Consider the following 24,555-nt stretch of genomic DNA (forward strand, 5'->3'; position numbering starts at 1 on the left):
TGGCCCCCATGCAACGGGGACAGAACCGGATCTCGTCGATGGCCGGGGTCGCGATGACGCTGGCGGTGACGCTCATGGCCGGCGGTTGCGCCACCGGCTCGGAGCCGGCCACACCGATCTGGCAGGCCGGTTCGCCCGCTTCGTCCACGATCGCCGCACCGCCGTCCCCATCGGCCGCGGCATCGAAGTCAGCGTCGCCATCGCCATCGCCGTCCCCGTCCCCGTCGAAGACCGCCGCGCCGTCCCCCACCCCGTCGAAGACGAAGGCCGCGAACTACACGTACGTCTTCCCGGTCCCCGGCAGCCCGGTCTCGTACCATCCGACGCACGCCACGAACCCGGCCACCGACATCTTCGCGAACTGCGGAAACCCGGTGCTGGCCGTCACCTCCGGCACGATCGTCGAGATCAGCCGCAAGGACGAGTTCGTCAAGGGCCGACCGGACGGCCCACTCAACGGCGGCTTCTTCGTCTCCCTGGTCGGCGACGACGGCGTCCGCTACTACGGCTCACACATGTCCGTGGTCGACGCCGGCATCGAGCCCGGCGTCCGCGTCCGCGCCGGCCAGCGCCTCGGCAACGTCGGCAAGACCGGCAACGCCAACAACGTCTGCCACCTGCACTTCGGCATCTCCCCACCGTGCGCCGAGGCCGGCGACTGGTGGATCCGTCGCGGCGCCATCTGGCCGGCCCCCTACCTCGACTCCTGGCGCGAACAGGGCAACAAGTCCCCGGCCGCCGCCTCCGCCGAATACATGCAGGCCAACGGCTGCCCCAAGGCCCCCTACTGATCCGCGGCCGCGTCCGGCGCTGCCCAGGGAACCAAGACCGAGATCTTTCCGCTTCCGGCGTGGTGCGGCCCGCATGCTCGGAGCGGGCCAACCGCGCGGTGTCCTCCGACTCCGCTGGCTCCGCTCCGGACGCCGCGACGGAGCCGGTCCCGCCGTGCTCGCGAAACCCCACGCCGACACCCGGCCACGCACCAACCCGCACGCGCCACGATTCCCGCGGGACAACCACCGGGCGCCACGCACCGGGGCGTCGCGGCGGAGACGTCCGCCGTAGTCCCGGACAACCCGAGCCGGGTTGCCCGGCCGCGCCGGCCGTCCCAGCGAGCACGGCCAGCCGCGCGCCGGCACTCGGCACGGCCCGGCGGCACCCGGGGCCGCGATCATGGCGACGATCGGCGGGAACGACCAGATCACCGTGGTGGCCGCACCTGGACCCGCGGCTGCGGGCCGGGTGCCACGCCGGAACTCGGCACGGTAGCCGGCCGAGCACTGCCTACGGGTGTCAGCCGGAGGAACACCGGGCGCTACGCGCCCGAAATTCCGCGATATAGAGCCGGGCCTCAGCGTCTCTGCGGCCTGTCACAGTAATCGCAACCCAGGAATCCTCTGCGCCGATCGTGGGCGTGCCGGATGCAACTGGTGATCAGCGGCGGAACCGGCGCCGTCGTGGCAGACGCGAGCCGACAGGCCGCGGACGCCGGATGCGGCAGAAATCTACGCACTCCACTGGGCGAAGCGCTTCCGAGGGCCGCCGTTGATGGTGGTGAAGGCGCCGCCGGCGGAGAGTTTGCCGAGGGCGGGGCTGGCGGCCATGGCGAGCACGCCGAGGACGCCGTTGCCGTCGGCGGCCCAGGAGGTGAGGGACCCGTCGGAGGGGTCAGCGGCGGCGAGTTTGACGCGCTTGATCTGGCCGTCCTTGCAGCTGCCCTGGCTGCCGGTGGCGGTGCTGGCGCAGATGTTGTCGAAGTGGCCGCCGATGTAGAGCGTGCCGGTCAGCAGGGCGAGGGCCTGTGGGTTGCCGTCCATGGTCAGGGTCCAGCGGGTGGTGCCGTCCAGCGCGTAGCCGGCGACGGTCCCGCCCTGGCCGCCGTGCGCGGCATAGACGCCGGTCGGTGCGACGGCGATGCCGTACACGATGACCGTGGCCTTGGTCTTGAAACCGGTGTCGGGCGTGCCGGTGGACGGGCTGAGGGCGGCCAGGCGCGGGGAGCCGCCGATGCCGTTGATCTTTTTGAACCGGCCGCCCACGTAGATCCGGCCGCCACCGGACGCGAGCGCCTGTACCTGGTCGTCGGCCTTGGGCTGCCAGGTGGTGTCGAGTTTGCCGCTGCCCAGGCTGAACGCGGCGAGGCGGCCGCGGCTCTCGCCGTTGACCTCGGTCAGGTTGCCGCCGGCGTAGAGGCGGTTGCCGTCGATGAGCAGCGCGTACGGTGCGCCGGTCATGGTGTGGTTGAGCATCGCGCTGACCGCGCCGGTGGTGCCGTCCAGTTTGGCCAGGCTGTCCCGCTTGCTGGAGCCGATCTTGCCGAACGTACCGCCGACGTAGACCGCGCCGCCGCCGGTGGCGATCGCGCGGACCGTGCCGTCCGCCGCGGGTGCCCAGTCGAGCAGCTTGCCGGTACGCGCGTTGATCGCGGCCAGACGGCTGCGTTTGACCTGCACGCCGTCGACGACCGCGGCGGTGAAGTCGCCGCCGACGTAGATCGTGTCCCCGGCGTATGCGGTGGCCCACACCGTGCCGTTGAAACCGGGTGTGGGCTGCGGCGCGGGCCCGATCGCGTGCGCGGGTGATCCGGTCCCCAGCACCCCCACGGCGACGGTCATCGCGGCGATACGTCTCATTAAGTCCTTAAAAATCACTTCATAACGGTACGGGGGGAAGCGGCCGGTCCGGGCGAGCGAAAAGGGTGAAAAGCCGCAGAGCTTCGGTGGAGGCCGGGCCGGGCCGAACCGGTGACCCGGAGCCGCTCGTCCGGCTCGTACCGTGTTGTGAAAAAGTCACCGCGTGCGCGTCGCCGTGATCGGAATGGGTCTCATCGGGGGTTCCGTGCTGCGGGCCCTCGCCGCCGCCGGACACGACATGGTCGGCTTCGACGCCGATCCGGCCACCCGCGGCACCGCCCGGACCGCCGCGGCCGAGGCACCGCCGAGCGCCCGGTGGCGGATCGTCCCGTCCGTCTCCGCCGCGGTCGCGGACGCCGAGCTGTGCGTGATCGCGGTTCCGCTGCCCGCGCTGGAGACGGTGCTGGACGAGATCACCGGGCGCGGCTACCGCGGCCTGATCACGGACGTGACCTCGGTCAAGCTGCCGGTGCTGGACCTGGTCGAACGCTACCTGGAGGGCGGCTCGCAGCGACTGGCCGGCTTCGTCGGCGGGCACCCGATGGCCGGCCGGGAGACGTCCGGCTTCACCGCCGCCGACCCGCGACTGTTCGACGACTGCGCGTGGGTGCTCGGCCTGGAGCCCGGCCGTACCATGCTCGGCGACTGGCTGGACCTCGCGGACCTGGTCACCAGCCTGGGCGCGCGGGCGGTGCCGACCACCGCCGCGGAGCACGACCGGGCGGTGGCCACGATCAGCCACGTACCGCACCTGGTCGCGTCCGCGGTGGCGGAGCAGGCCGCCGACCCGCTCGCGGCCGCGCTCGGCGCCGGCTCGTTCCGGGACGGCACCCGCGTCGCCGCCACCCGCTCCGACCTGGTCGCGGCCATGTGCGGCGGCAACGCCGACTCGGTCCGCCCGGTGCTGGACGCGGTGATCGAGTCCCTGACCGCGGCCCGCGCGGCCCTGGACGCCCGCGATCCGATCGCCGCGCTGCGCCCATGGCTGGCTTCCGGCCACCGGGTCCGCGCGGCCTGGCCCGCCACCCCGGGCGAGCCGCTGCCGATGCGCCCCTCGGTCAACGCCCTGCTCGACCTGGGCCGCGCCGGCGGCTGGATCACCTCGGTCTCCAAGGACCGCACCACGGTCACCGCGGTCCGCCCGGAGTAGCCGGCTCAGCCGCGGTGGCAGACCGCCTCGAGGTTGATGCCGTGCGGGTCGAGCACGAAGGCGCCGTAGTAGTCGTCGTGGTACTCGGGATGGACGGCCGGGTCCAGCAGTGACGTGGCGCCGGCCGCCAGCGCGGCGCGGCGCGGTGGAACGTGACCACGTCGTCGCGGGTGTCGACGGTGAAGGCCAGGTGCATGTTGGTGCCGACCGTGCCGCCGTCGATGAGCCAGAAGTACGGCTTGACCTCGGCCAGGCCGAAGCCGGTCATGGCGGTCGGCTGGTTCGGGGTCGCGTTCGGCGGAATCTCGAGCATCTTCGTGATCCCGATCGAGGCCAGCACGGGTTCGTAGAACGCCACGGCGGCGGCGAGGTCGGGCACGGCAACGTTGAGGTGGTCGATCCGGGATCCGGAGCGGTCGCGTTTCATGACGCTCAGCCTGCCCGGCATGGCGGACACCGAGTGTCCGCTACGCGGAACGGGAGGCGAGCGTGGCGTCCGCGAGCGTGGACCAGCCGGGGCCGAGTTCCTCGGTGTCGGTGCCGGCGCGGATCTTGAGGACGGTGTCGTCGTACAGCGTGATGTCGTAGGTCTTCGGGACGCGGCGGATGAGGCGCGCAGTGGCGAAGTCCGCGTAGGCGACGAACCGGTGGCCGGGCTCGGCGGCGAGCCGGTCCGGTGGGATCGAGGTCAGCATCGCGTGCATGCGGGGGCGCACCTCGCGCTGCCGCAGCCGCGGGACACCCGGTACCACTATCAGGCCGGTGTTGAGCAGCACCAGGTCGGAGCGTTCGCCGTCGACGATCACGTTCATCAGGCCGGCGACCGCGCCCGCACCGGCCGCGCCGGAACGTGGGGTCAGCGGCGGGGTCGAGCCGGCGTCGATGCCGAGTTCGGCCAGGTGCTTGCGCGCCTCGTCCACGGTGGACCGGCTCAGCACCAGCGTGGCGATCTCGCCGACGCGCAGCGAGCTGCCGTCGCGGCCGATCAGGCGGGGCGGCGCGGACCAGCTGTGCCGCCAGCCGGCCGCACCGGCGTGGATCGCGGCGAGCAGCAGCAGCGACTCGACCTGAGCGCGGGTGAACCGGCCGGTGGCGGCGACGTCCAGCGTCTCGGACAGGCCCGCGTCGTCTCGGCCGAGCGTGCGGGCGGTCTCGCGGAGCACCTGGTCGGCCTCGCGGCGCAGCGTGGCGGTGCCGGCGGCCGCGATGAACTCGGGCCAAGCCAGCGGGCGGCGGCCCTCCGCGACCGTGGCGTCCTGGAGCGCGCGGGCCGCACCGGCCGGATCGGTGATCAGCGCGGTGGCGGGCAGCGGCGCCGGGCCGGCCTCGGGATCGGACTCGGAATCAGTTGCCGAGGCCAGCGCGGTGAGCGTGGCGACCCGCTCCGCCACCGGCGGATGCGTGTCCCACCGGTCCGCCGTCGGCGCCTGATTGCGCAGGTCGTCCAGTTCGTCCACCCGCGCGTGGACGAAGTCCGCAAACCCGCCGAACAGATCGTCCGGCACGTACCCGTGCTCCCAGCCGGGGCGGACGTACCGCCGGAAGAAGAACGACCAGGCGGCCTCGAGCACCGGCCGGTCGTGCAGCGCCGCGATCGCCGCGCCCGGACCGGCGACCGACGCCGCGAGCCGGTCGGCCGCGGCCTCCTGCGCCCGCGTGGTGCCGGCGTCGAACGCCAGGTAGAGGTACGCGTACCAGCGGAGCGTGACCGGCATGCGGGGCAGCGCGGCCGTGACCGCCAGCCGACCGCGATAGGCCGCCCCGCCCGGTGGCGAGAAGTGCCCCAGCTCGTGCGCGAGCATCGCGCGCGCCCGGTCCACTGTCATGATCTGCAACAGCGGCAGTCCGACGTACAGCGTGCGCACGCCGCCGCGCAGGCCGAGCAGCCGCACGTCCTCGGCGACGCGCACGGTCGCGTCCGGCAGCAGCCGGATCCGGTCCGGTGCGCGCGTGCCGGCCCGGTCCGCGATCTCCCGCACCGCGGCCCACAGCTCCGGTGCCCGCTCCGGAGCGACCGGAATGCCCTGCGGCCGGGAGCGCCGGGACGCGAGGCCGCGGCCGAGCGCGAGCCCGGCGACGCCGACGCCCAGCGTGATCAGCGGCAGCGCGAGCTTGACCGCGTCATGGCCGGCGACCAGCACGCTCGTCGCGAACAGCAGGACCGCGACGAGCACGAGCTGAACCAGCGCGACCAGGTAGAACCCGGCGAGCAGCACCACCGAGACGGCGGCCCGTAGCGTGGCGGTCATCGTCGATCCTCCCCGTACGCCGGGCGTACGTGAGCCGGACAGTACCCATGTCGCGCGGGAGGCGACAACCCCGCGTTAGGTTGACGACATGGCATCCCGTGATCCGGTCGCCGATCTGCGGCGCATCGCGTTCCTGCTGGAGGCGGCGCACGAGGCGACGTTCCGGGTGAAGGCGTTCCGGTCCGCCGCGAACGCGCTCGGCGCGCTCGACCCGGCCGAGGTCAGCGAGCGGGCGGACAACGGCACGCTGAGTAATCTGAAGGGCGTGGGTGACGTGACCGCGCGCTGCGTGGCGGAGTCGCTCGCCGGTGAGGAGCCGGTCTACCTGCGCCGGTTGCTCGCCACCGAGCAGGACGACCTGCCGGTGACCGCGATCAAGCTGAGGGAGGCGCTGCGCGGCGACTGTCACAGCCATTCGGACTGGTCGGACGGCGGCTCGCCGATCGAGGAGATGGCGTTGGGCGCGGCCGAGGTCGGCCACGAATATCTGGTGCTGACCGACCACTCGCCACGGCTGAAGGTGGCCCGTGGGCTGAGCCCGGCCCGGCTGAAACAGCAGCTCAAGCACGTGGAGAAGCTGAACGCGCAGCTGCCGGAGGGGTTCCGGATCCTGACCGGGATCGAGGTGGACATCAACCCGGACGGCAGCCTCGATCAGGAGGACGAACTGCTGGCCCGGCTGGACGTGGTGGTCGGCTCGGTGCACAGCGACCTGCGCGCGGACGAGGCCGCGATGACCCGGCGGATGCTGAAGGCCATCGCCGACCCGCACCTGGACATCCTCGGTCACTGCACCGGCCGGCGGCTGCCGGCGAAGAACAACGACCGCGCGCACGCGCGGACCAGCAGCCGCCCGCCGAGCGACTTCGACGCGAAGCGGGTGTTCGCCGCGGCCGCGGAGCACGGCAAAGCCGTCGAGATCAACTGCCGCCCGGACCGGCTGGATCCGCCGAAGCGCCTGTTGCGGCTCGCGGTCGAGGCCGGCTGCCTGTTCGCGATCGACACGGACGCGCACGCGCCCGGCCAGCTGGACTGGCAACGGTACGGCTGCGAGCGGGCCGCGCTCTGCGGCGTGCCCGCGGACCGGGTGGTGAACACGTGGTCCGCGGACGAGCTCACGGCGTGGACCGGCGGACACCGATAGTGCTGATCGCGCCCCCGGACGGCGGCGAGCGCCAGGCGCCCTGGGCAGCCGGGGACGGGTCGTCACGTCCGGACACGCTGCCTCGGAGGTGTGACAACATCACCGGGTGGGACACATCGACGACCTCGCGGAACGGTACGTCGAGGAGTGGGCACCGCTGAACCCGATCGGCGCCACGCACCTCGGTATCGACGGCTACGACGACCAATTCGACGACCTCACCCCGGACGGTTACGCCGCGCAGGCCGACCTGGATCGCCGTACCGTGGCCGCGCTGCACGCCGCGCCGGCCGGCTCGCCGGACGAGGAGGTCGGCCGCGAGGCGATGATCGAACGGCTGGAGCTGAACCTCGCCCGGTACGACGCCGGTGAGACCACCAGCCAGCTCAACGTGATCACCAGCGCGCTGCACGACGTGCGCGGCGCGTTCGACCTGATGCCGCACGACGGCGAGCAGGCGGTGGCGAACATCGCGGCCCGGCTCCACAAGATCCCGCACGCGCTCGACCAGATCAGGACCACGCTGCTGCACGAGGTCTCCCGCGGCCACGTCAGCCCGCGTGAGCAGATCATCGAGGTGGCGAAGCAGTGCGTCATCTGGACCGACCCGGCCCAGGACGACGTCTACCACGCGCTGGCCCGGTCACTGACCGCGCCGGACTCGTTGATCAAGGACCTGGAGAAGGGTGCGGCCGCGGCCACCCGGGCAACCGCGGAGTTCGGCGAGTTCCTGCGCCGCGAGCTGGCTCCGCACGGCCGGGAGAAGCAGGCCGCCGGCCCGGAGCGGTACGCGCTGGCCTCCCGTTACTTCGTCGGCGCCGAGCTGGACCTGCTGGAGACGTACGCCTGGGGCTTCGAGGAACTGGCCCGGCTGGAGGACGAGATGCGGCTGGTCGCGAGCCGGATCGTCGGCCCGGGCGCGAGCATCGACGAGGCGGTCGCGGCGCTGGACGCGGACCCGGCGCGCACGATCCACGGCAAGGAGGCGTTCCGCGACTGGATGCAGGCGCTCGCGGACAAGGCCGTGCAGGAGCTGAACGGTACCCACTTCGACATTCCGGAGCAGGTGCTGCGCCTGGAGTGCTGCATCGCGCCGACCAGCGACGGCGGCATCTACTACACCGGGCCGAGCGAGGACTTCAGCCGTCCGGGCCGGATGTGGTGGGCGGTGCCCGGCACGATCTCGGACTTCTCGACCTGGCGTGAGGTCACCACGGTCTACCACGAGGGCGTGCCCGGCCATCACCTCCAGGTCGGCCAGACCACGGTCCGCGCGGACCTGCTGAACCGCTGGCGCCGCCTGATGGGCTGGACCTCCGGGTACGGCGAGGGCTGGGCGCTCTACGCGGAGCGGCTGATGGACGAGCTGGGCTACCTGGACGACCCGGGCGACAAGCTCGGCATGCTGGACGGCCAGGCGCTGCGGGCCGCGCGCGTGATAGTCGACATCGGCATGCACCTGGAACTGGAGATCCCGGCGGACAACCCGTTCGGGTTCGCGCCGGGTGAGCGGTGGACACCGGAGCACGGCTGGGCGTTCCTGCGCGCGCACTGCCGGATGCCCGACGAGATCCTGCGCTTCGAGCTGAACCGCTACCTGGGCTGGCCGGGACAGGCGCCGTCGTACAAGGTGGGCGAGCGATTCTGGCTGCAGGCGCGGGAGGACGCCCGAGCCCGCAAGGGCGCGGACTTCGACCTGCGCGCGTTCCACCAGGCCGGCCTGAACCTCGGCTCGATCGGCCTGGACCCGTTCCGCCGCGCGATGGCCCGCTACTAGGTGAGGCCCCCCGGCCTCGTCACACCACGTCGACGAGGTCGGGGCCGGTGAGCGTCCGGCAGGTGGCGAGCAGCAGCTCCATCGACGGGTTCTGGAGCGCGATGTAGGGCAACGCGATCGGGATGCCGTCCGGCGGGATCGGCGACTCCGGCGTCAGCGTGATCGGGATGCCGAGCAGCTGTCCGGTGCCGGGTTTCCCGCCGCCCGGTTTCCCGCCGCCGGGCTTTCCGGCGTCCGGTTCTTCGCCGCCGGGGGAGCCGGGCTCATCGGGCGGCGGCGAATCGCCACAGTCGTCCGGCTGGGTCGGCGAGACCGACGGCGACGGGCTCTTCTTGCCGTTGAGACCGAGCAGGTCACCGATGCCCTCCGTGACGTCGCCGATCCATCCCGCGATCGGCCCCGGCGAGCGGCTGGCCGACGGTGACGGCGACGCGCTCGGCGTCGGCGGGCACGGCGCCGCATGCGCCACCTCCGGGGCCGGCAGCACTCCCCCGGCCACGGCCGAGACGAAAATCAAGATCCAGACCGATATCCCGGGGTACGCCGTTCCGGCGGATCTTCGGGCATCGCCGCGGGCCGGAGCACCGGGCTCTCGTCGTACCCCGGCGATGGCTCTTGATCTGGCTCTTCCACCGGCTCCGGCTCCCGCTCCGGTGACGGTGACGGCGACGGCGACGGCGACGCCCAGCCGAATGCCAGCGCCGACCCGACCGTGCCCAGCACCAGGCCCACGAAGAAACCGCCGAGGTTGACCGCCATCAGGGAGAACACCGAGGTGAGCGCGCCGATCACCGCGTAGAACAGCCGCTGCGCCGGGGTGAACCAGACCCGAGCGCGCGGGCCGGCGGGCGCCGATCAGAAGCACTCCTTGGCGTCGTCACCCACGTTGACCTTGAGTTGCAGGCCGGTGAGCGCGAACGTGCCGGCCGTCGTGGTCCACTCGACCTGCCGCAGGTTGTTGATCGTGACGTGGTCGGCCTGCTGGCCGAAGAGGCCTGGCTGGCCGTTCGCGCCGTCGCCGCCCTTGTTCAGCGTGGACGCGTCCCGGCCGATCTCGATGTTCGAGAACGTTGCGTCGCCGGAGAACTCGTCCACGTCCAGCGCCAGGTTGCTGGCCGTGGCCGGTTTGTCCCCGCTGCCCGCGTTGATCGTCAGGATCACGCGTCCGACCAGCGGGTTCGAGGCGTTGACGGACTGGCACAGGTTGTAGAGCTCGGCCTCGCGGATCGCGGAGACCGCGGTCGGGTGCCGCTCGCCGTTCTCCTCGGTCGCGATGCCGCCGTACTGGGCGAAGCCGTCGCCCTCCAGCCGGTCCGCGGCGACCTTGAACGTGCTGCCGGAGACCGAGAACGACGCCGCGATCGCACCGTTCGACATGCCGAAGATCATGAATCCGGTGGCGATCACCGTGGGTACGGCCAGGACCGCCGCCCGGCGCCAGCGCACGTGCCCCTTCGCCTGTTTCTCCTGCACGGTTCCTCCTCACGACGGGAGTCCGCACCGTCGATACCCGAGCGGTGCGTGGTGAGGCGTTTCGGCCGCCCGCAGGCCCTTACCAGCCGGTAACGAAGCGCGGGGCCAATGATTGTGCGAAGAGCCTGTGGATCTCTAGCGCGCCTCGACCGGCTCCTCCGCACCCTCCGCGGGTGCGCTCTCCGGTAGCCGGCGCAGGCTCACACCGGTGATCGCGTGATGCTCCACGGAGGTCACCGACGCCTCCCAGCCGTCGATCGTGACGGTCTCGCCGGCCACCGTCGGGATGTGCCCGAGCAGCGTCAGCATCATCCCGGCCACGGTCGTGTAGTCGCCCGGCGGCCGTTCCGCCAGCTCCACGCCGATGTCCGGCAGGTCGTGCACCGGGAACGTGCCGGGCAGCGCCATCGTGCCGTCCGGCTCGGTGCGCACCGCCTGCACGTCCCGGTCGGTCTCGTCGTAGATCTCGCCGACGATCTCCTCCAGCACGTCCTCCAGCGTGACGATGCCGTCGATCGCACCGCGCTCGTCCACCACCAGCGCTATGTGCTGCCGCTCCGCCTTGAACTGGCGCAACGCGTCGGAGACCGGCAGCGAGTCGGGCACCAGCATCGGCGGGCGCGCACACTCGTCGACCGGACGGTCGGCCGGCACGCCGATCAGGTCGCGCAGGTGCACCACGCCGACCACGTCGTCCAGCATGCTGTGCCGGACCACCGGCGCGCGCGAGTGGCCGGACGCGGCCAGCACCAGGCGTGCGGCCTCCGCGGTCGTGCCGGAGTCGAGCGTGAACACGCGCAGCCGCGGCACCAGCACCGCGCGCAGCTGCCGCTCGGCGATCTCCACCGCGCCGTTGATGATGGTCTGCTGCTCGACCGTGAAACCCCGGTGGCCGGAGACGATGTCGCGCAGCTCGTCCGGGGTGATCTCCTCGCGCTCCTCGGCCGGGTCGATGCCGAACGCGCGCACCACCAGGTCCGCGGTCGCGCCGAGCGCCCACACGGCCGGGCGGGAGAACGAGGCCAGCAGGTCCAGCGGCCGGGCCACCGCGAGCGCCCAGCCCTCGGCGCGCTGCATCGCGATCCGCTTCGGGGCCAGCTCGCCGAAGACCAGCGTGACGAACGTCAGCACCAGCGTGACCAGCACGATCGACACCGGCTCGGCCGCGTCGCCGAGCGCGCTCAGCAGCGGCACCAGCGGTTTGGCCAGCGACACCGCGGCGGACGCGGACGCCAGGAAGCCGGCCAGCGTGATGCCGATCTGGATGGTGGCGAGGAACCGGTTCGGGTCCTTCGCCAGCCGGGCCAGCACGCGGCCGCCCGAGCCGCCCTCCCGCTCCAGCCGGTGGATCTGGCTCTCCCGCAGCGAGACCAGCGCCATCTCGCTGCCCGCGAACGCCGCGTTGAGCACGACCAGCACGGCCACCAGCCCGAGCTGGGTCCATAGCTCCTGCACCGCAGGCTCCTCACCGTTCAGTTGGGTGGACCTTTCCCATCCGGCGGTGCCGCCTAACGCGTCGTCGCACGCTCCGCGAAAGCTCGCAGGTCCCGGCGCTCGATCGCGGCCGCCATCAGCTCCGGGAACAGGTCGGGGGTGCAGGCGAACACGGGTACGCCGAGCGCGGTCAGCGCGGCCGCGTTGTCGTGGTCGTAGGCGGGCGCCCCCTCATCGGAGAGCGCGAGCAGCACGATCACCTGCACGCCTGAGGCGGTCATCGCGGCCACCCGGCGCAGCATCTCCTCCCGCACGCCGCCCTCGTACAGGTCGCTGATCAGCACGAAGATGCTGTCCCGCGGGCGGGTGAGCAGCGTCTGGCCGTACGCGATCGCGCGGTTGATGTCCGTGCCGCCGCCGAGCTGCGTACCGAACAGCACCTCCACCGGGTCGCTGAGCTGGTCGGTCAGGTCGACCACGGCGGTGTCGAAGACGACCAGCGACGTGCGCAGCGACCGCATCGACGCGAGCACGGCCGAGAACACACCGGAGTAGACCACGGACGCGGCCATCGAGCCGGACTGGTCCACGCACAGCACCACGTCCCGCTGCACCGCGCTGGTCCGCCGGCCGAAGCCGATCAGCCGCTCCGGCACCACGGTCCGGTAGTCCGGCTGGTAGTGCTTCAGATTCGCCCGGATCGTCCGGTCCCAGTCGATGTCCGCGTGCCGGGGGCGGTTGACCCGGGTGGCCCGGTGCAGCGCGCCGGTCACCGCCGCACGCGTCTTCTGCGCGACCCGGCGCTCCAGTTCGTCCACCACCTGGCGGACCACCTGCCGGGCCAGCTCCTTCGTCCGGTCCGGCATCACCCGGTTCAGCGAGAGCAGCGTGCCGACCAGGTGTACGTCCGGCTCGACCGCGGCCAGCATCTCCGGCTCCAGCAGCAGCGACGTCAGGTGCAGTCGGTCGATCGCGTCCTGCTGCATGACCTGCACGACCGTGCTCGGGAAATACTCGCGGATGTCGCCCAGCCAGCGCGCGACCCGTGGCGCGGACGCGCCCAGCCCGGCCGACCGGCTCCGCGGCTGCCCGTCGCCGTCACCGTCGTAGAGCGCGCCGAGCGCCGCGTCCATCGCCGCCTCCGCGCCGCTGAGCTGCCGAAAGCTCTCCCCGGCGGCGGCGCCCAGCACCATCCGCCAGCGCCGCAGCCGCTCCTCCTCCGCGGTCACGCCGCCTCCCGCCGATGCACGCCCCGATAAGACCCGAACCTTCCGGCTGTACGTGGCCGTCCCTGATCCCCCGCTCGCAACCCGTCGGTGAGCCCGTCGCGGTGATCGTCCTCCCGGCCGGGCGGGGGCGGCGTGGCCCCACCCGGCGCCGCGGCGGCACCGGTCGTCGCGGCACCGCTTTCCGCGGCGCCGGTCATCGCGCTCGACGACCGGGCATCGGTTCGGATCGGCCCGGTGTGCGGTGTGGACGGCTGGGCCATCGGGCGGCGCACCCTGGTGACGCCGGTGACGGGCAGCGTGCCGCCGAGGAGGCGGCGGATCCGCCGGAGTTTGTGCCCCCGCTGTGTCATGTCGTGCTCCCCACGTTCTCGATCTCTCGTCTGCCGATCTCGCGGCCGAGCAGCGCGCCCAGCGTGGGCAGCGCCAGCCCGGCCACCTCGTGATCCACCCGTCGTTCCGGGTCGCCGACGCGGTCCGCCGCACCCGCCACCCGCTCGCCGATCGACCGCCGCTCCGGCGCCGCGAACGTGCCGAACGTGCGCCGCAGCAACGGCAGCGCTTCGGTGAACGCGTCCGGCCCGAGCGCGGCCAGCCACTCGTCGACCAGCGCCAGCAGCGCCGCGTCGTGCACCAGCAGCAGGCCGCCGCCGGCCAGGAAGCCCTCCACCCAGCGCGCCGCCACGGCCGGTGGCACGCCCGCGGTCAGCATCAGGCCCATCCGCCGTCGCGTCTCCGCCCGGTCCAGCCGGTCCGCCTCGTAGAGCACCCGGGTGAACCGGCCGGCCAGCAGCCCGTGCAGGTCGGCGCGGCCGGTCAGCGACGCCAGCGTGTCCAGCCAGCGTTCGCGGAGCCCGGCGTCGTCGAGCAGCCCGACCGCCGCGTGCACCGCGTCCGCGTACCCGCGCAGCTGGTCCGCTGCCTCGTCGGAGAGCGACAGCACGGCGGACGCCAGCCCGGCGTAGACCCGGCTGAGCAGCGCGGCCGTGACCGTGCCGAGCGCGCCCAGGTCGGTGCCACGCACGTCGCCGTACCGCAGCGTGCGAGCCAGCGGCGGGATCGCCGCCATCAGGTGCGTCACGTCCGCGTCCAGCGCGGCCCGGGTGTCCAGCGCGCGCAGCACCGGCGGGTACGCGTCCGGCAGGCCGGCCAGCATCGCGGCCTCGACCAGCGCGGTCACCTCGGCCAGCACCTCGCTGCGGCACGCCTTCTCGACCAGCCGCGCGGTGGCCGCGGCGAGCACGGTGGTGCCGTAGCCACTCGCCTCGACCAGCGCCACCGCGTACTCCGGCTGCCAGCGCAGATGCCAGGTCTCACGGAACGTGCCCTTGCCGCCGCCGCGGTCGGCCGGTTCGCCCCACGGCACGCCGAGCAGCCGCAGCCGGTGCAGCAGCCGGCTGCGCCCGAGGTCGGTCTCCCTGCGCAGGTCCAGCTTGAGCTCGGCTTCCAGCGGCGACGGCTTGAGGCGCAGCGTGCGCTGCTGCGCGGCGAGATCGCGGGCCAGCGGCACGGCCGGCATGTCGTCCGGCACCTCGCCGAGCCGCTCGCTGACCACAAGGCGCCGGCCGATCAGGTCCAGCCGCAGCTCGTCGCCCTCACAGAGCACCGCGCGGGCCGCCTCGGTCACCTCGTCCAGCCCGGCCAGCGGGCGCCCGCGCAGCACCGCCAGCGCCTCGGCCAGCCGCACCGACTCGATCACGTGCGCGGAGGAGACCGGCACGCCGTCGTCGCGCAGCACACCGCCGGCCCGCACCAGCCACCGCGTGATCACCTCGTCCTCGGTGGTGAACAGGTGGTGGTACCAGCCGGGCGAACGCACCCCGGCGCCGTAGCCCTGCCAGGACGCCAGCCGCCCGTACGTCCACGGCACCCAGGTGAACGTGACCTTGGCCTTCTTCCGGCCCTTGAGCAGCGCGGCGTCGGCCGTGGCCGGGACCTTCGCGGTCAGCGCGGGCACGTGCCAGGCACCGCAGACGACCGCGATGTTCCCGTGGGTACGCCGGGCCGCGCGCAGCACGGTGCGCATGTGCGCCTCACGGGCCAGGTCCTCCGGATCGTCCGGCGCACCGGCCCGGATCGCGGCCATCGCCTCCGCGATCGCCTCGAACGCCGGCGTGCCCCGGTGCTCGATCACGTCCTCCCACCAGCGTTCCGGATCGTCGTACCCGGCCGCCGCGGCCAGTTCCCCGATCGGGTCCACCGGCCGTACCCGCTGCTGCTCCCGGGATTCTTCGTCCCGCTCTGTCCGGTACGCCCAGGGCAGGTCGAAGAACCGCACCGGTACGTCGTGGCTGACCGCCCAGCGGATCGCCTGCCACTCCGGCGAGAAGACCGCGAACGGCCAGTACGCGGCCGTGCCCGGCCGGTCCGTGACGTAGCCGAGCAGCGCGACCGGCGGCACCAATGCGTCGTTCGCGGCCCAGCCGACCAGGTCGTCCGCCTCCGGTGGACCCTCGATCAGCACCACGTCCGGCCGCTGCTCGTCGAGCGCGCGCAGCAGCGCCCGCGCCGAGCCCGGCCCGTGGTGCCGGACCCCGTAGTGGCGTTCCACGTCAGACCGCCTCGCGCGCGGCCCGGTAGAAGCCCGACCAGCCGTCGCGCTCGCGAACCACGGTCTCCAGGTACTCCCGCCAGACCACCGCGTCCGACGCCGGGTCCTTGATCACCGCGCCGACGATCCCGGCCGCGACGTCGCCGGGGCGCAGCGTGCCGTCGCCGAAGTGCCCGGCCAGCGCCATCCCGTTGGTGATCACCGAGATCGCCTCCGCGGTGGAGAGCGTGCCGGTCGGCGACTTGAGCTTGGTACGCCCGTCCTCGGTCAGCCCGCCGCGCAGCTCCCGGAAGACCGTCACCACCCGGCGGATCTCCTCGATCGCGGCCGGCACCTCGGGCAGCTCCAGCGAGCGGCCGAGCTGCGCGACCCGCCGCGCGACGATGTCCACCTCCTCCTCGGCCGTGGCCGGGACCGGCAGCACCACCGTGTTGAAACGGCGGCGCAGCGCGCTGGACAGCTCGTTCACGCCGCGGTCGCGGTCGTTCGCGGTCGCGATGACGTTGAAGCCGCGCTGCGCCTGGACCTCGGTGCTCAGCTCCGGCACCGGCAGCGTCTTCTCGGACAGGATCGTGATCAGCGTGTCCTGCACGTCGGACGGCACCCGGGTCAGCTCCTCGAACCGGGCGATCGCGCCGGTCCGCATCGCGCGCATCACCGGGCTCGGCACCAGCGCGTCCGTGGACGGCCCTTCGGCGAGCAGGCGCGCGTAGTTCCAGCCGTACCGGATCGACTCCTCGGCCGTACCGGCGGTGCCCTGGACCAGCAGCGTGGAGTCGCCGGAGATGGCGGCGGCCAGATGCTCGGAGACCCAGGTCTTCGCAGTGCCGGGCACGCCGAGCAGCAGCAACGCGCGGTCGGTGGCGAGCGTGGCGACCGCGACCTCCATCAGCCGGCGCGGCCCGACGTACTTCGGCGTGATCGTGTCACCGTCGCCGAGCACGTAAGTCACGACCGCCTGCGGGGAGAGCCGCCAGCCGGGCGGGCGCGGCCGGTCGTCGGCGGCCGCGAGCCGGTCCAGCTCGTCGGCGAACAGCTGCTCGGCGTGCGGGCGCAGGGCCGTCATCGAAGCTCCTCGGTCATCTCGTGTCGGTAGGTGAGCGCGGCGGACAGCGCCGCGACCGTGTCGGCCGGCCGGATCGCGGCCGGATCGCCGGACAGGCGGATGCGCTCGGCCAACGCGGCGACCCGCGGCGCGAACGCGACCGGCATGACCGCGGACGCGAGCCGGCACAGGTCGCCGATGTTCCACGCATACCGCCCGGAGGTGGCCAGGCCGGCGATCGCCTCCAGCGCGGCGTCGGCCAGGTCGTCCGGCCAGGGCCCGGGGTGCAGCTCGGCCAGCCGGTGCGCGCGGGCCGGGTCGGCGCGCAGCACCCGCGCGGTGTAGCGGCCCAGCTCCGGCGTGGGCAGCGCCTCGTAGAGCGCCATCGTCAGCAGCTCGTCGGCGACGTCCATGTCCCGGTTGACCGGCCGGGACATCAGGTCGGCCAGCGGCACCACCCACGCCGGGTCGCGCGCGAGCACCGCGGCCCGGGACAGTCCCTTGTGCAACGTCAGCGCCCAGTCCCCGGCGGCCGGCTCGGCAGCCCGCCCACCGGCGGTGTTCGCGGCAGCGGTGTTCGCGCCGCCGACCGGACGCGCGGCCACTCCGCCGGCGGCCACGCCACCGGCGGTCGGACCGGCGACGGTTCCGGAACCTGAGGCGGTGCCGGGACCTGAGGCGGTGCCGTCAGCAGAAGCCGCGGCGAGGAAGGCCGCCACCGGCAGCGCGGTGAACGCGGCCGGGTCCAGGCCGGTCATCTCGGTCCAGACGGTCAGCGGCGTACGGGCGATCACCTCCTCCAGCAGCCAGGCGCGCTCGCCGACACCACGCGGCGGCGTCGGCGCGATGCCGTCGCGCCGCATGGCCGCGTCGCACTCCGCGGGCGGCGTGAGGATCAGCCGGCGGCCGTCGAAGCGGACCGCGCCCCGCGCCCGGCCGGTCATCCGGCCGCGCAGCGCGGAGCCGGGCAGCGCGGCCAACTGCTCGGCCGCGGCCTGCCGCACCTCGCGGCGGCGGTCGTCCAGCGCGCGTTCCAGCAGCGGTTCGTCCGCGGCGGAAAGCCCGGTGGCGAGCGCGGCCAGGAACCGGGCGCGCTGCTCCGGCTCCTCCGTGTCGAACCCGGCCGTCAGCAGCTCACGTGCCGCCGCCGGGTCACGCTCGCGCAGCGCGGTGAGAAACGCCAGGCGTTCACCGGGCGTGCCGGTCTCCCAGTCCCCGTCGTCGCCCGGCTCCCCGGCCTCGGTCAGCAGATATCGCCATTCGGCCCGGCGTTCGGCCAGCCACCCGCCGCGGCGCCCGGCGACCAGCGCCAGCGCGGGCCGCAGCGCGGTGCTCCGTCGACCGGCCTCCAGCAGCGCGGGCAGGGTGAACGCGGGCGCGCGCAGCCCGCCCCCGGCCGCGATCCGCAGCCACTCCGCCAGCAGCCGCTGCGCCACGTCACCACCGCCGGGCACGCCCGCGCCGGTCAGCAACTGCACCAGCCGCTGCCCTGCCCGCGCGGAGACCACCGGCCGCGTCTCCTCCCCGGCCGGCTGGTCCGCCTCGACACCGGCGATCGCCGCCGGCCCGGCCCGGCGATAGGCGACGACCACGGCCACCGCCTCCAGCAGCGCCTCGGCCGCATCGACGCGGGTCACGACGCCACCGCCCGAATCCACGCTGGCGGGTCCGGCATCCGCTGGCACCGCGCGTTCCACCGACAGCATGCCGTCACCCGCATCGGCCCGGGCGACGCCGCCGTCCGACGCCGCGCCCACCGGCGCGGCACCGGCCGGAAAAGTTCCGGCAGCGCCGGCCGGCCCGGAATCGGCCGGTGCGGTGCTCGGGGCCGTAACCGCTCCGCCGCGCACCCGCAGCTCCTGGCCGTCGACGCGGACCGACGTGCCGCGCCACGGGCGGCGTTCCACGCCGACCAGGGCGGCCGACACCAGCTCCTCCGGCAGCCGCACGACCTGACGGTCGCCGGTGACGGGGCCGTGCGGGGCCGCGGTGAAACCGCCGTCCGCGGACCACACCGCGAGCGGCCGCACGCCGCCGGCCGCGGTGAGTTCGCCCGCGACCGTCACCGGGTGGCCGCCGGACGCGGCCAGTAGCCACCACGGCACGTCCCCGACCAGCGGCACCGCGTCGCCGGCCGGATCGGTCAGCCGGTCGACGCCGGCCGGGCGCACGTCGGCGAGCAGCACCGGCACCTCGTCCAGCCACGGGTCGGCCGCGCGCAGCCGGCCGACCTCGGCCAGCGCGGACCGCACCGGGGCCGCGCCGGAGACCGAGGCCAGCGCCGACGTCCGGTACGACGCCGCGATCAGCGCCCGCAGCGGTGCCGCGCCGGGGTAGAAGGCCAGCTCGGCGTCGAGCACCGTGCCCGGCACCGCGTCGCCCGGCAGCGACTGGCCCGGTGCCGCGTAGGCCAGCAACAGCGCGAACCGCCCGGTGCCGAGTCCGCGCAGCCAGGTGCGGCGGCCGGTCAGCCGCTCCTCCACGGTGTCGGCCTGGCCGAGCACCTGCCAGGAGTCGCGCACCCGGGCACCGGCCCGCACGTCGTCGGCCGAGGTCGCGAAGCCGACGCGGGTCCGTACCGTAGCGGCCAGGTCTTCCGGCAGTGCGTCGAGACGCGCGTAACCGCTGGTCAGCAGCCGCAGCAGCGCCAGCTCGCCGAGCAGCCGGCCGGCCCGGCCGGCGCCCGCACCGGCCATCGCGCCGAGTCGCCGGACCGTGCCCGCGGCCGTGCCGGCCTGCGCGTCGACCAGCCGGGCCGCCATCGTCTCGAACGGCGTGTAACCGGCGCGCTCCAGACCGGCCAGCCCGGACGTCACCTGGTCGAGCAGCCACCGGTCCAGCTCGGCGAGCCCGCCGGCGACCCGGTCCGCCCGCTGACCGGCACGCCTGCGGGCGGCGGCCTCGTCGGCCACGCCCGGCTCGGTGCGCCGGCTCTCCGCCCGCGCGGCCCGGGCGGCCCGGGCGGCCCGGGCGGCCTGCCACTCCGTCACCCACTCCGGCAGATCGCCGCCGGAATCGACGCCGCCGCCGGACCAGAGCAGCAACAGACCAAGCGCGTGCTTGCACGGGAATTTGCGACTCGGGCACGAGCATTCGTAGGCGGGTCCGGAGAGGTCCACACAGGCCTGGTACGGCTTCTTACCGCTGCCTTTGCAGAGACCCCACAACACGTCATCGCTGAGGCCGGCGGCCTCCCATTTGGCCGCGCCGCTGACGCTCTGTGCCCCGCGCGCCGAAGAGGCGTCGGGAGCGAGCGCGAGCACGTGCGCGGCCGTCCACGGTTCGACGGGCACCCGCCAACCCTATGGAGGGGGTACGACAATTCAGAGTGACCGCAGCCCGTCCGCCACCCGATTCATGATCTCCTCGCTCGGCCCCTCCGGCTGCGTCGTCTCGTGCACGGCCAGGTGCCCGGCCGCGGCCAGGTCGCCGACCAGCACCATGGTGACGCCGACGTGCAGCCCGATCCGCGCACTGATCTCCACTACGGACAGCGACTCCACGCAGAGCCGTACGATCTCCCGCTGTTCCGGCGAAAGCGCGTCGGTGGACTCACCCCAGCGCGCCACCACGTGCGTCTCCAGCCCGATGTCCGGCATGTCGCCGCCGTCCGCGTGCACCCGCCCCGCGGTCAGCACGAACGGCCGGAAGCCGGTGGAGGCGTTCCAGGAGGGTTCGGTCGCGGGCTCCGACTCCAGGTACGGGCGTACCCGCGAGAAGTGGTCGCCGGTCACGTCCGGACGTGGCTCTTCAGCTCGTCGATCAGCTTCGGGGTGAGCGCGTCGCCCGCCTTGTTGACGAACAGCGTCATCTCGTAGGCGAGCGTGCCCAGGTTCGCCGAGCGTTCCGCGATCACGCCCAGCACCGACCCCGCGCTGATCGACGTGACCAGCAGATATCCCTCTTCCATGTCCAGCACCACCCGGTTCAGCCCGCCGAGCGGGTAGCAGCTGGCCGCGCCCACGGCCAGGCTGGTCAGCCCGGACACGACGGCCGCGAGCCGCTCCGAGTTGGCCCGTTCCTGGGCGGTGGTCATCGCCATCAGCAGGCCGTCGGACGACACGGCGATCGCCTGGACGACCCCGGCGGTGCCGGACGCGAACGTGTCCAGCAGCCAGTTGAACGTCCTGGCCTCGGTGCTCAAGGTGCTCATCGGGTGGTTCCCTCGTCGGTGTGCTGGTCGGATCGGACGGCACGCAGGCCTCGGGCGACACCCGACTCGAACTGTTGCATCAGCTCGCGTACCTTCTCCGGGTCCTGGCGGACCGGTGCGGTTTCCGGGCGGACGATCCTGGGTGGAACGAGTGATACGTCGTGGCTGCCGAGCGTGGCGCCCGGCACCCGCTTCAGCAGACCGTTACCCGTCTCCGCCGCGCCGGGAACCACGAGATCGGCTGCCGGGTCGACGATCGTGATCTCGGTGGTCGGCGACGTGTCCTGGTCGGCCTGCCGAACGTGCGGCGCCGGATCGACCACCAGCTCGCCACGCGACGCGACCTCCGGCACGATCAGCGGCTGCGGCACGATCAGTGGCCGCGGCACCTCGGCGGTCTCGGCCGTGCGCCCGCTCGCGTCCGCGACGATCAGCGGACCGCTGGCCGCCGGACCCGCGAACGTGGCGCCGGCGATCAGCGGGCCGGCGGCCGGCGACGCGGTGGGGACGCTCGGCGCGGGGAGCGCCAGCGGTGCCGCCCGGTACTCGACGACCGGCCGTACCCGCAGCGGCGGCGCGGGCTCCTCCTCCACCGGCACCTCCGCCGCCGTGGCCGAGATCGCGAACGCGTCCCACGAGGGCCCGGCCTCCAGGCTGCGGCTCGCCCGGTCCAGCAGCGCCACCTCGAGGACCGGCTCGCTGTCGGCCGGCTCCGGCAGGATCAGCTGGCGACGGCCGAGCAGGACCGTGGCGGTGACCCCGCCGCCGGGCGTCTCGGCCAGCGTGACCGGCATACCCTGCCGGCGGGACAGGCGCCCGACGACGACCAGGCCAAGCACCTCGGTCGGCGCCAGGTCCAGGCGTTCCCGGCGGGCCAGCCGCGCGTTCTCCCTGGCCAGACGCTCCGGTGACAGGCCGAGGCCGCGGTCGATGATGATCAGGCGGACGCCGTTGCCGGCCGGTGCGGCCGTGACCGTGACGCGCGTGTCCGGCGGTGAGAACGTGCAGGCGTTCTCCATCAGCTCCGCGATGACCAGCGTCAGGTCCGCGATCGCCGGTGGCAGCACGTCAATGGTGTCCGGCACGTCCACGTCGACGCGCGGGTAGCCCTCGATCTCGCCGAGCGCGAGCCGGACCACGTGCAGCAACGGCAGCGGCTCGCGGTGCTGACCTGCGTCGGTGCCGCCACCGGAGAGCGCGACCAGGCTGCTGGCGTTGCGGCGAAGCCGGCTGGCCATGTGGTCGAGCCGGTAGAGGCTCTCCAGGCGTGCCGGGTCGGTCTCGTCGCGCTCCAGCGCGTCGATGATCGAGAGCTGGCGGTCGATCAGGTTCTCCGCGCGGCGCCCGATGTGGCCGAACATCTGCGCCACGTTCCGACGGCCGGCGACCTGGCGTTCGACCAGCCGGACCGCGGTGTTCTGCACCCGGTTGATCGCGTGCCCGAGGTCGCTGACCTCGTCGTCGCCGCGCACCCGGAGCGGGTCGAGCCGGATCGGCGTGCCGGACTCGGCCTCGTCGTCCGCCACCCGGGTCAGTTCCTCCTCGGTGAGCCGGGCGACCCGGTCCGCGGACTCGGTCAGCCGCAGCAGCGGCCGGGTCACCCGGCGTGCGGTGACCAGCGCACCGGCCGCCACGGCCGCGGTGAGCAGTACGGTCAGCGCCAGCACCAGGTATGCCGTGGTGTTCGCGGCCCGCCCGTCGGCCACCACCAGATCTGCCACGTCACGGGCGATCTGGTCCTCGATGAACCGCCCATTGACCAGCACCGACTCGATGAACGGCAGCATCCGCGCGGCATTCAGCGCGTTAGCGGTACCGATCGGGTCAGCGGCGAACCGTTCGAAGAAGTCCTCCCCGGCCGCCAGCCGCATCTGGGCCAGCACCGACTCGTACGCCGCGGCCTGTCCCTGATCGGCGTAGCCGCGGAACCGCGCGGTCTGCCGGTCCAGTGCCGTGAACTGTCCGGCCGCACGGGCGACCGCGGTGAGGTCCTTGCTGACCGCGAGGTCGAGCAGCACGTACGCCCCGGCGCTGGCCTCCTCGTCGACGCGCAGCGCCGCGTCCAGCGCCAGCACCCGGCGCCCGGTGGCGGTGCCGCCGTCCGCCACCTCGGTCAGCCGCAGCCCGTCGATGAATCGCGTGATGACCTGCCCGAACCCGGCGCCGATCAGGTCCGTCCCGGCGGTCCGGGCGAGCACCTCCGCACGGGTCTCGGCGAGCGTACCCACCGAGTCCGCGGCCGCGGTCAGCTCGGGCGTGAGCGTGTCCTCGCGGCGCAGGTCGGCGATCCAGTCGGTGACGCGTGCGGTCTGCAGTTCGAGCCGGGACCGGTCGGCCAGGCCGCGGACGTACGCCACGGAGAGCAGTCGTTCCTGCTGGAGCGCCTGCACCACCGCGCCGACCCGGCCGGCCCGCACCACCCGGTCCGCGGTGTCGGAGGCACGGCCGGCGTCCTGCATGCGGTCGACCACCACCGGCACCGCCAGCGTGATCAGCCCGAGCAGTGGCACCACCATGACAAGCGCCAGCTTGCCCTGTACGCGCAGCGGGGGAATCTCAACGCGTCGCACCGGCCCGCCTCCGTCTCGGCGACCAGACGTCGTCCCCGGCCGGTGCCTCCTCGGCGTGCCGGGGCATCGGCTCCAGCCGGGCGGGTTCCGGCGTGGCCCGCCGGAGCAACGCGAGCAGGGCGAACGGCGCGGCCGCGAGCAGCACGGCCAGGACCAGCATGAGCACCGCGGTGATCCGCCGCGCGCCCAGCTCGCCGCCGCGCTCGCGGAGCAGCGTGTCCAACTCGGTGAGCACGGTCGACATCAGGTCCGCCTGCGCGCGCTGTGCCTCGGTGCGAGCGGGCGAGATCTGGGTGGCCATGGCGGACTCGGTCGCGGACAGGTCCACCACCGCGTAGAGCTTGTCGACGCCCTGCCGGAACCGGTTGAGACCGGTCAGCAGCTTGGTGCTGAGCGTGTCGCTCTCGGTCTCGTCCAGTGACGCCTGGAGGTTGTCGGTGAGGCCGGCGACGTCGTCGTCGATCAGCGCGCGAGTGGCCAGCGCCCGACCGAGCAGCGCGGCCCGGTCCGCGGCGGAGGCGCCGACCGCCATGCCGGCCAGGTCGGCCAGGCGCCCAGTGCCGACGATCAGCGCGGGTAGCTCGGCCGCGCCGGCCTCCTGCAGGTGGAACGTGTCGCCCTGCGGGTCGCGGCTGAGCCGGGCGTTGTCGCGGACCTCGGCGTGCAGCGCGAGCAGCAGGTCGGTGACCGCGGCGTACGCGTCGTAGATCTCGGACGTGCTACCGGAGACGCCGCCCAGCGCCTGGATCTTGACGCGTGCGTCGGTCCACCGCGCGGTGGTGCCGAGTTCCGCGCCGAGCCGCGCGTCGACGCCGTCCACGGCCGCGACCGCGCCGTTGACCGGGTCCAGCAACGGTGTCCGGTACAGCGCCGCGGACTGCGCCTCGGCCATCACGCGGGTGAGTTCGCCGAGCGCGATCGCGTATTCGACGCCCTTTCGCTCGCGGTCGACGGTGTCTATTCGCTCGCCGGTACCGGTCCAGCTCTGTCCGAACAGGATCGCGACCGGTACGAGGATCAGCACGACCGCGATGAGACCCGGCGCGGAACGCGACCGTAGCCGCGCACGCCGCACTGGCATGATCACAATGCACCCCTAGCCCACTGCCGCCCCACGGCTCGGCCGCGGTAATCGCCCCCGCGCGAAACG

The 24,555-nt window shown here is 73.6% G+C and carries 18 protein-coding genes and 1 pseudogene; 4 read left to right on the top strand and 15 right to left on the bottom strand.

Features of this window, described 5'->3' with window-relative positions; translation table 11 throughout:
* Window positions 1-8: 8 nt before the first annotated feature.
* A complete protein-coding gene (locus tag J2S42_RS21215) occupies window positions 9-791 on the top strand; it encodes a M23 family metallopeptidase (RefSeq protein WP_307241719.1) in 783 nt (260 codons plus the stop codon).
* A 714-nt stretch (window positions 792-1,505) separates the two neighbouring features.
* On the opposite strand, the gene J2S42_RS21220 is transcribed toward J2S42_RS21215, so the two are convergent.
* Window positions 1,506-2,633, bottom strand: a complete 1,128-nt coding sequence (locus J2S42_RS21220) for an NHL repeat-containing protein (RefSeq protein ID WP_307241721.1) — start codon at window positions 2,631-2,633, stop codon at window positions 1,506-1,508.
* A 163-nt stretch (window positions 2,634-2,796) separates the two neighbouring features.
* Here J2S42_RS21220 and J2S42_RS21225 point away from each other — a divergent pair, with 163 nt between their 5' ends.
* A complete protein-coding gene (locus J2S42_RS21225) occupies window positions 2,797-3,783 on the top strand; it encodes a prephenate dehydrogenase/arogenate dehydrogenase family protein (RefSeq protein ID WP_307241723.1) in 987 nt (328 codons plus the stop codon).
* On the opposite strand, the gene J2S42_RS21230 is transcribed toward J2S42_RS21225, so the two are convergent.
* A complete protein-coding gene (locus J2S42_RS21230; protein ID WP_307241725.1) occupies window positions 3,761-4,210 on the bottom strand; it encodes a VOC family protein in 450 nt (149 codons plus the stop codon). The two genes, J2S42_RS21225 and J2S42_RS21230, sit on opposite strands and share 23 nt — an antisense overlap.
* Before the next feature lie 40 nt (window positions 4,211-4,250).
* Window positions 4,251-6,032, bottom strand: coding sequence for a M48 family metallopeptidase (locus tag J2S42_RS21235; RefSeq protein ID WP_307241726.1), 1,782 nt, complete (start codon window positions 6,030-6,032; stop codon window positions 4,251-4,253).
* Between the two features lie 88 nt (window positions 6,033-6,120).
* On the opposite strand from J2S42_RS21235, the gene J2S42_RS21240 reads away from it, so the two are divergent.
* Together J2S42_RS21240 and J2S42_RS21245 are read left to right on the top strand one after the other, a co-directional pair.
* Complete coding sequence (locus J2S42_RS21240; protein WP_307241728.1) at window positions 6,121-7,176, top strand: PHP domain-containing protein; 1,056 nt, start codon at window positions 6,121-6,123, stop codon at window positions 7,174-7,176.
* Between the two features lie 106 nt (window positions 7,177-7,282).
* The gene (locus J2S42_RS21245; RefSeq protein WP_307241730.1) at window positions 7,283-8,953 is read left to right on the top strand and encodes a DUF885 domain-containing protein; all 1,671 of its coding nucleotides are present in this window, start codon (window positions 7,283-7,285) and stop codon (window positions 8,951-8,953) included.
* A 19-nt stretch (window positions 8,954-8,972) separates the two neighbouring features.
* Here the strand turns inward: J2S42_RS21245 and J2S42_RS21250 are convergent, their stop codons facing one another.
* The 12 genes and pseudogenes from J2S42_RS21250 to J2S42_RS21305 form a co-directional block, all read right to left on the bottom strand.
* Window positions 8,973-9,452 (bottom strand): hypothetical protein, encoded by a 480-nt coding sequence (locus J2S42_RS21250; protein WP_307241731.1) that lies wholly within the window; start codon window positions 9,450-9,452, stop codon window positions 8,973-8,975.
* A 14-nt stretch (window positions 9,453-9,466) separates the two neighbouring features.
* Window positions 9,467-9,769, bottom strand: a pseudogene (locus tag J2S42_RS21255) (DUF6114 domain-containing protein); the annotation flags it as partial.
* Between the two features lie 39 nt (window positions 9,770-9,808).
* Window positions 9,809-10,426: a DUF6230 family protein gene (locus J2S42_RS21260; protein WP_307241734.1), complete on the bottom strand. Its 618-nt coding sequence runs from the start codon at window positions 10,424-10,426 to the stop codon at window positions 9,809-9,811.
* A gap of 135 nt (window positions 10,427-10,561) precedes the next feature.
* The gene (locus J2S42_RS21265; RefSeq protein WP_307241736.1) at window positions 10,562-11,881 is read right to left on the bottom strand and encodes a hemolysin family protein; all 1,320 of its coding nucleotides are present in this window, start codon (window positions 11,879-11,881) and stop codon (window positions 10,562-10,564) included.
* A 53-nt stretch (window positions 11,882-11,934) separates the two neighbouring features.
* On the bottom strand, window positions 11,935-13,089 hold the full coding sequence (locus tag J2S42_RS21270) for a VWA domain-containing protein (protein ID WP_307241737.1): 1,155 nt from the start codon (window positions 13,087-13,089) through the stop codon (window positions 11,935-11,937).
* A 346-nt stretch (window positions 13,090-13,435) separates the two neighbouring features.
* Complete coding sequence (locus J2S42_RS21275) at window positions 13,436-15,637, bottom strand: DUF5682 family protein (RefSeq protein ID WP_307241739.1); 2,202 nt, start codon at window positions 15,635-15,637, stop codon at window positions 13,436-13,438.
* Window position 15,638: 1 nt separating this feature from the next.
* Entirely contained in the window at window positions 15,639-16,703 is a 1,065-nt protein-coding gene (locus J2S42_RS21280) for an ATP-binding protein (protein ID WP_307241741.1), read from the bottom strand.
* Window positions 16,700-19,975 (bottom strand): DUF5691 domain-containing protein, encoded by a 3,276-nt coding sequence (locus tag J2S42_RS21285; RefSeq protein ID WP_307241743.1) that lies wholly within the window; start codon window positions 19,973-19,975, stop codon window positions 16,700-16,702. Before J2S42_RS21285 ends, J2S42_RS21280 begins: the two co-directional genes overlap by 4 nt.
* A gap of 30 nt (window positions 19,976-20,005) precedes the next feature.
* Window positions 20,006-20,416 (bottom strand): DUF742 domain-containing protein, encoded by a 411-nt coding sequence (locus J2S42_RS21290; RefSeq protein ID WP_307241745.1) that lies wholly within the window; start codon window positions 20,414-20,416, stop codon window positions 20,006-20,008.
* Window positions 20,413-20,835, bottom strand: a complete 423-nt coding sequence (locus J2S42_RS21295; RefSeq protein WP_307241747.1) for a roadblock/LC7 domain-containing protein — start codon at window positions 20,833-20,835, stop codon at window positions 20,413-20,415. Before J2S42_RS21295 ends, J2S42_RS21290 begins: the two co-directional genes overlap by 4 nt.
* Window positions 20,832-23,405, bottom strand: coding sequence for a sensor histidine kinase (locus J2S42_RS21300; RefSeq protein ID WP_307241749.1), 2,574 nt, complete (start codon window positions 23,403-23,405; stop codon window positions 20,832-20,834). Before J2S42_RS21300 ends, J2S42_RS21295 begins: the two co-directional genes overlap by 4 nt.
* Window positions 23,392-24,429, bottom strand: a complete 1,038-nt coding sequence (locus J2S42_RS21305; RefSeq protein WP_307241750.1) for a hypothetical protein — start codon at window positions 24,427-24,429, stop codon at window positions 23,392-23,394. Before J2S42_RS21305 ends, J2S42_RS21300 begins: the two co-directional genes overlap by 14 nt.
* Window positions 24,430-24,555: the final 126 nt, after the last annotated feature.

It is taken from the genome of Catenuloplanes indicus, assembly GCF_030813715.1.
Lineage (GTDB): Bacteria > Actinomycetota > Actinomycetes > Mycobacteriales > Micromonosporaceae > Catenuloplanes > Catenuloplanes indicus.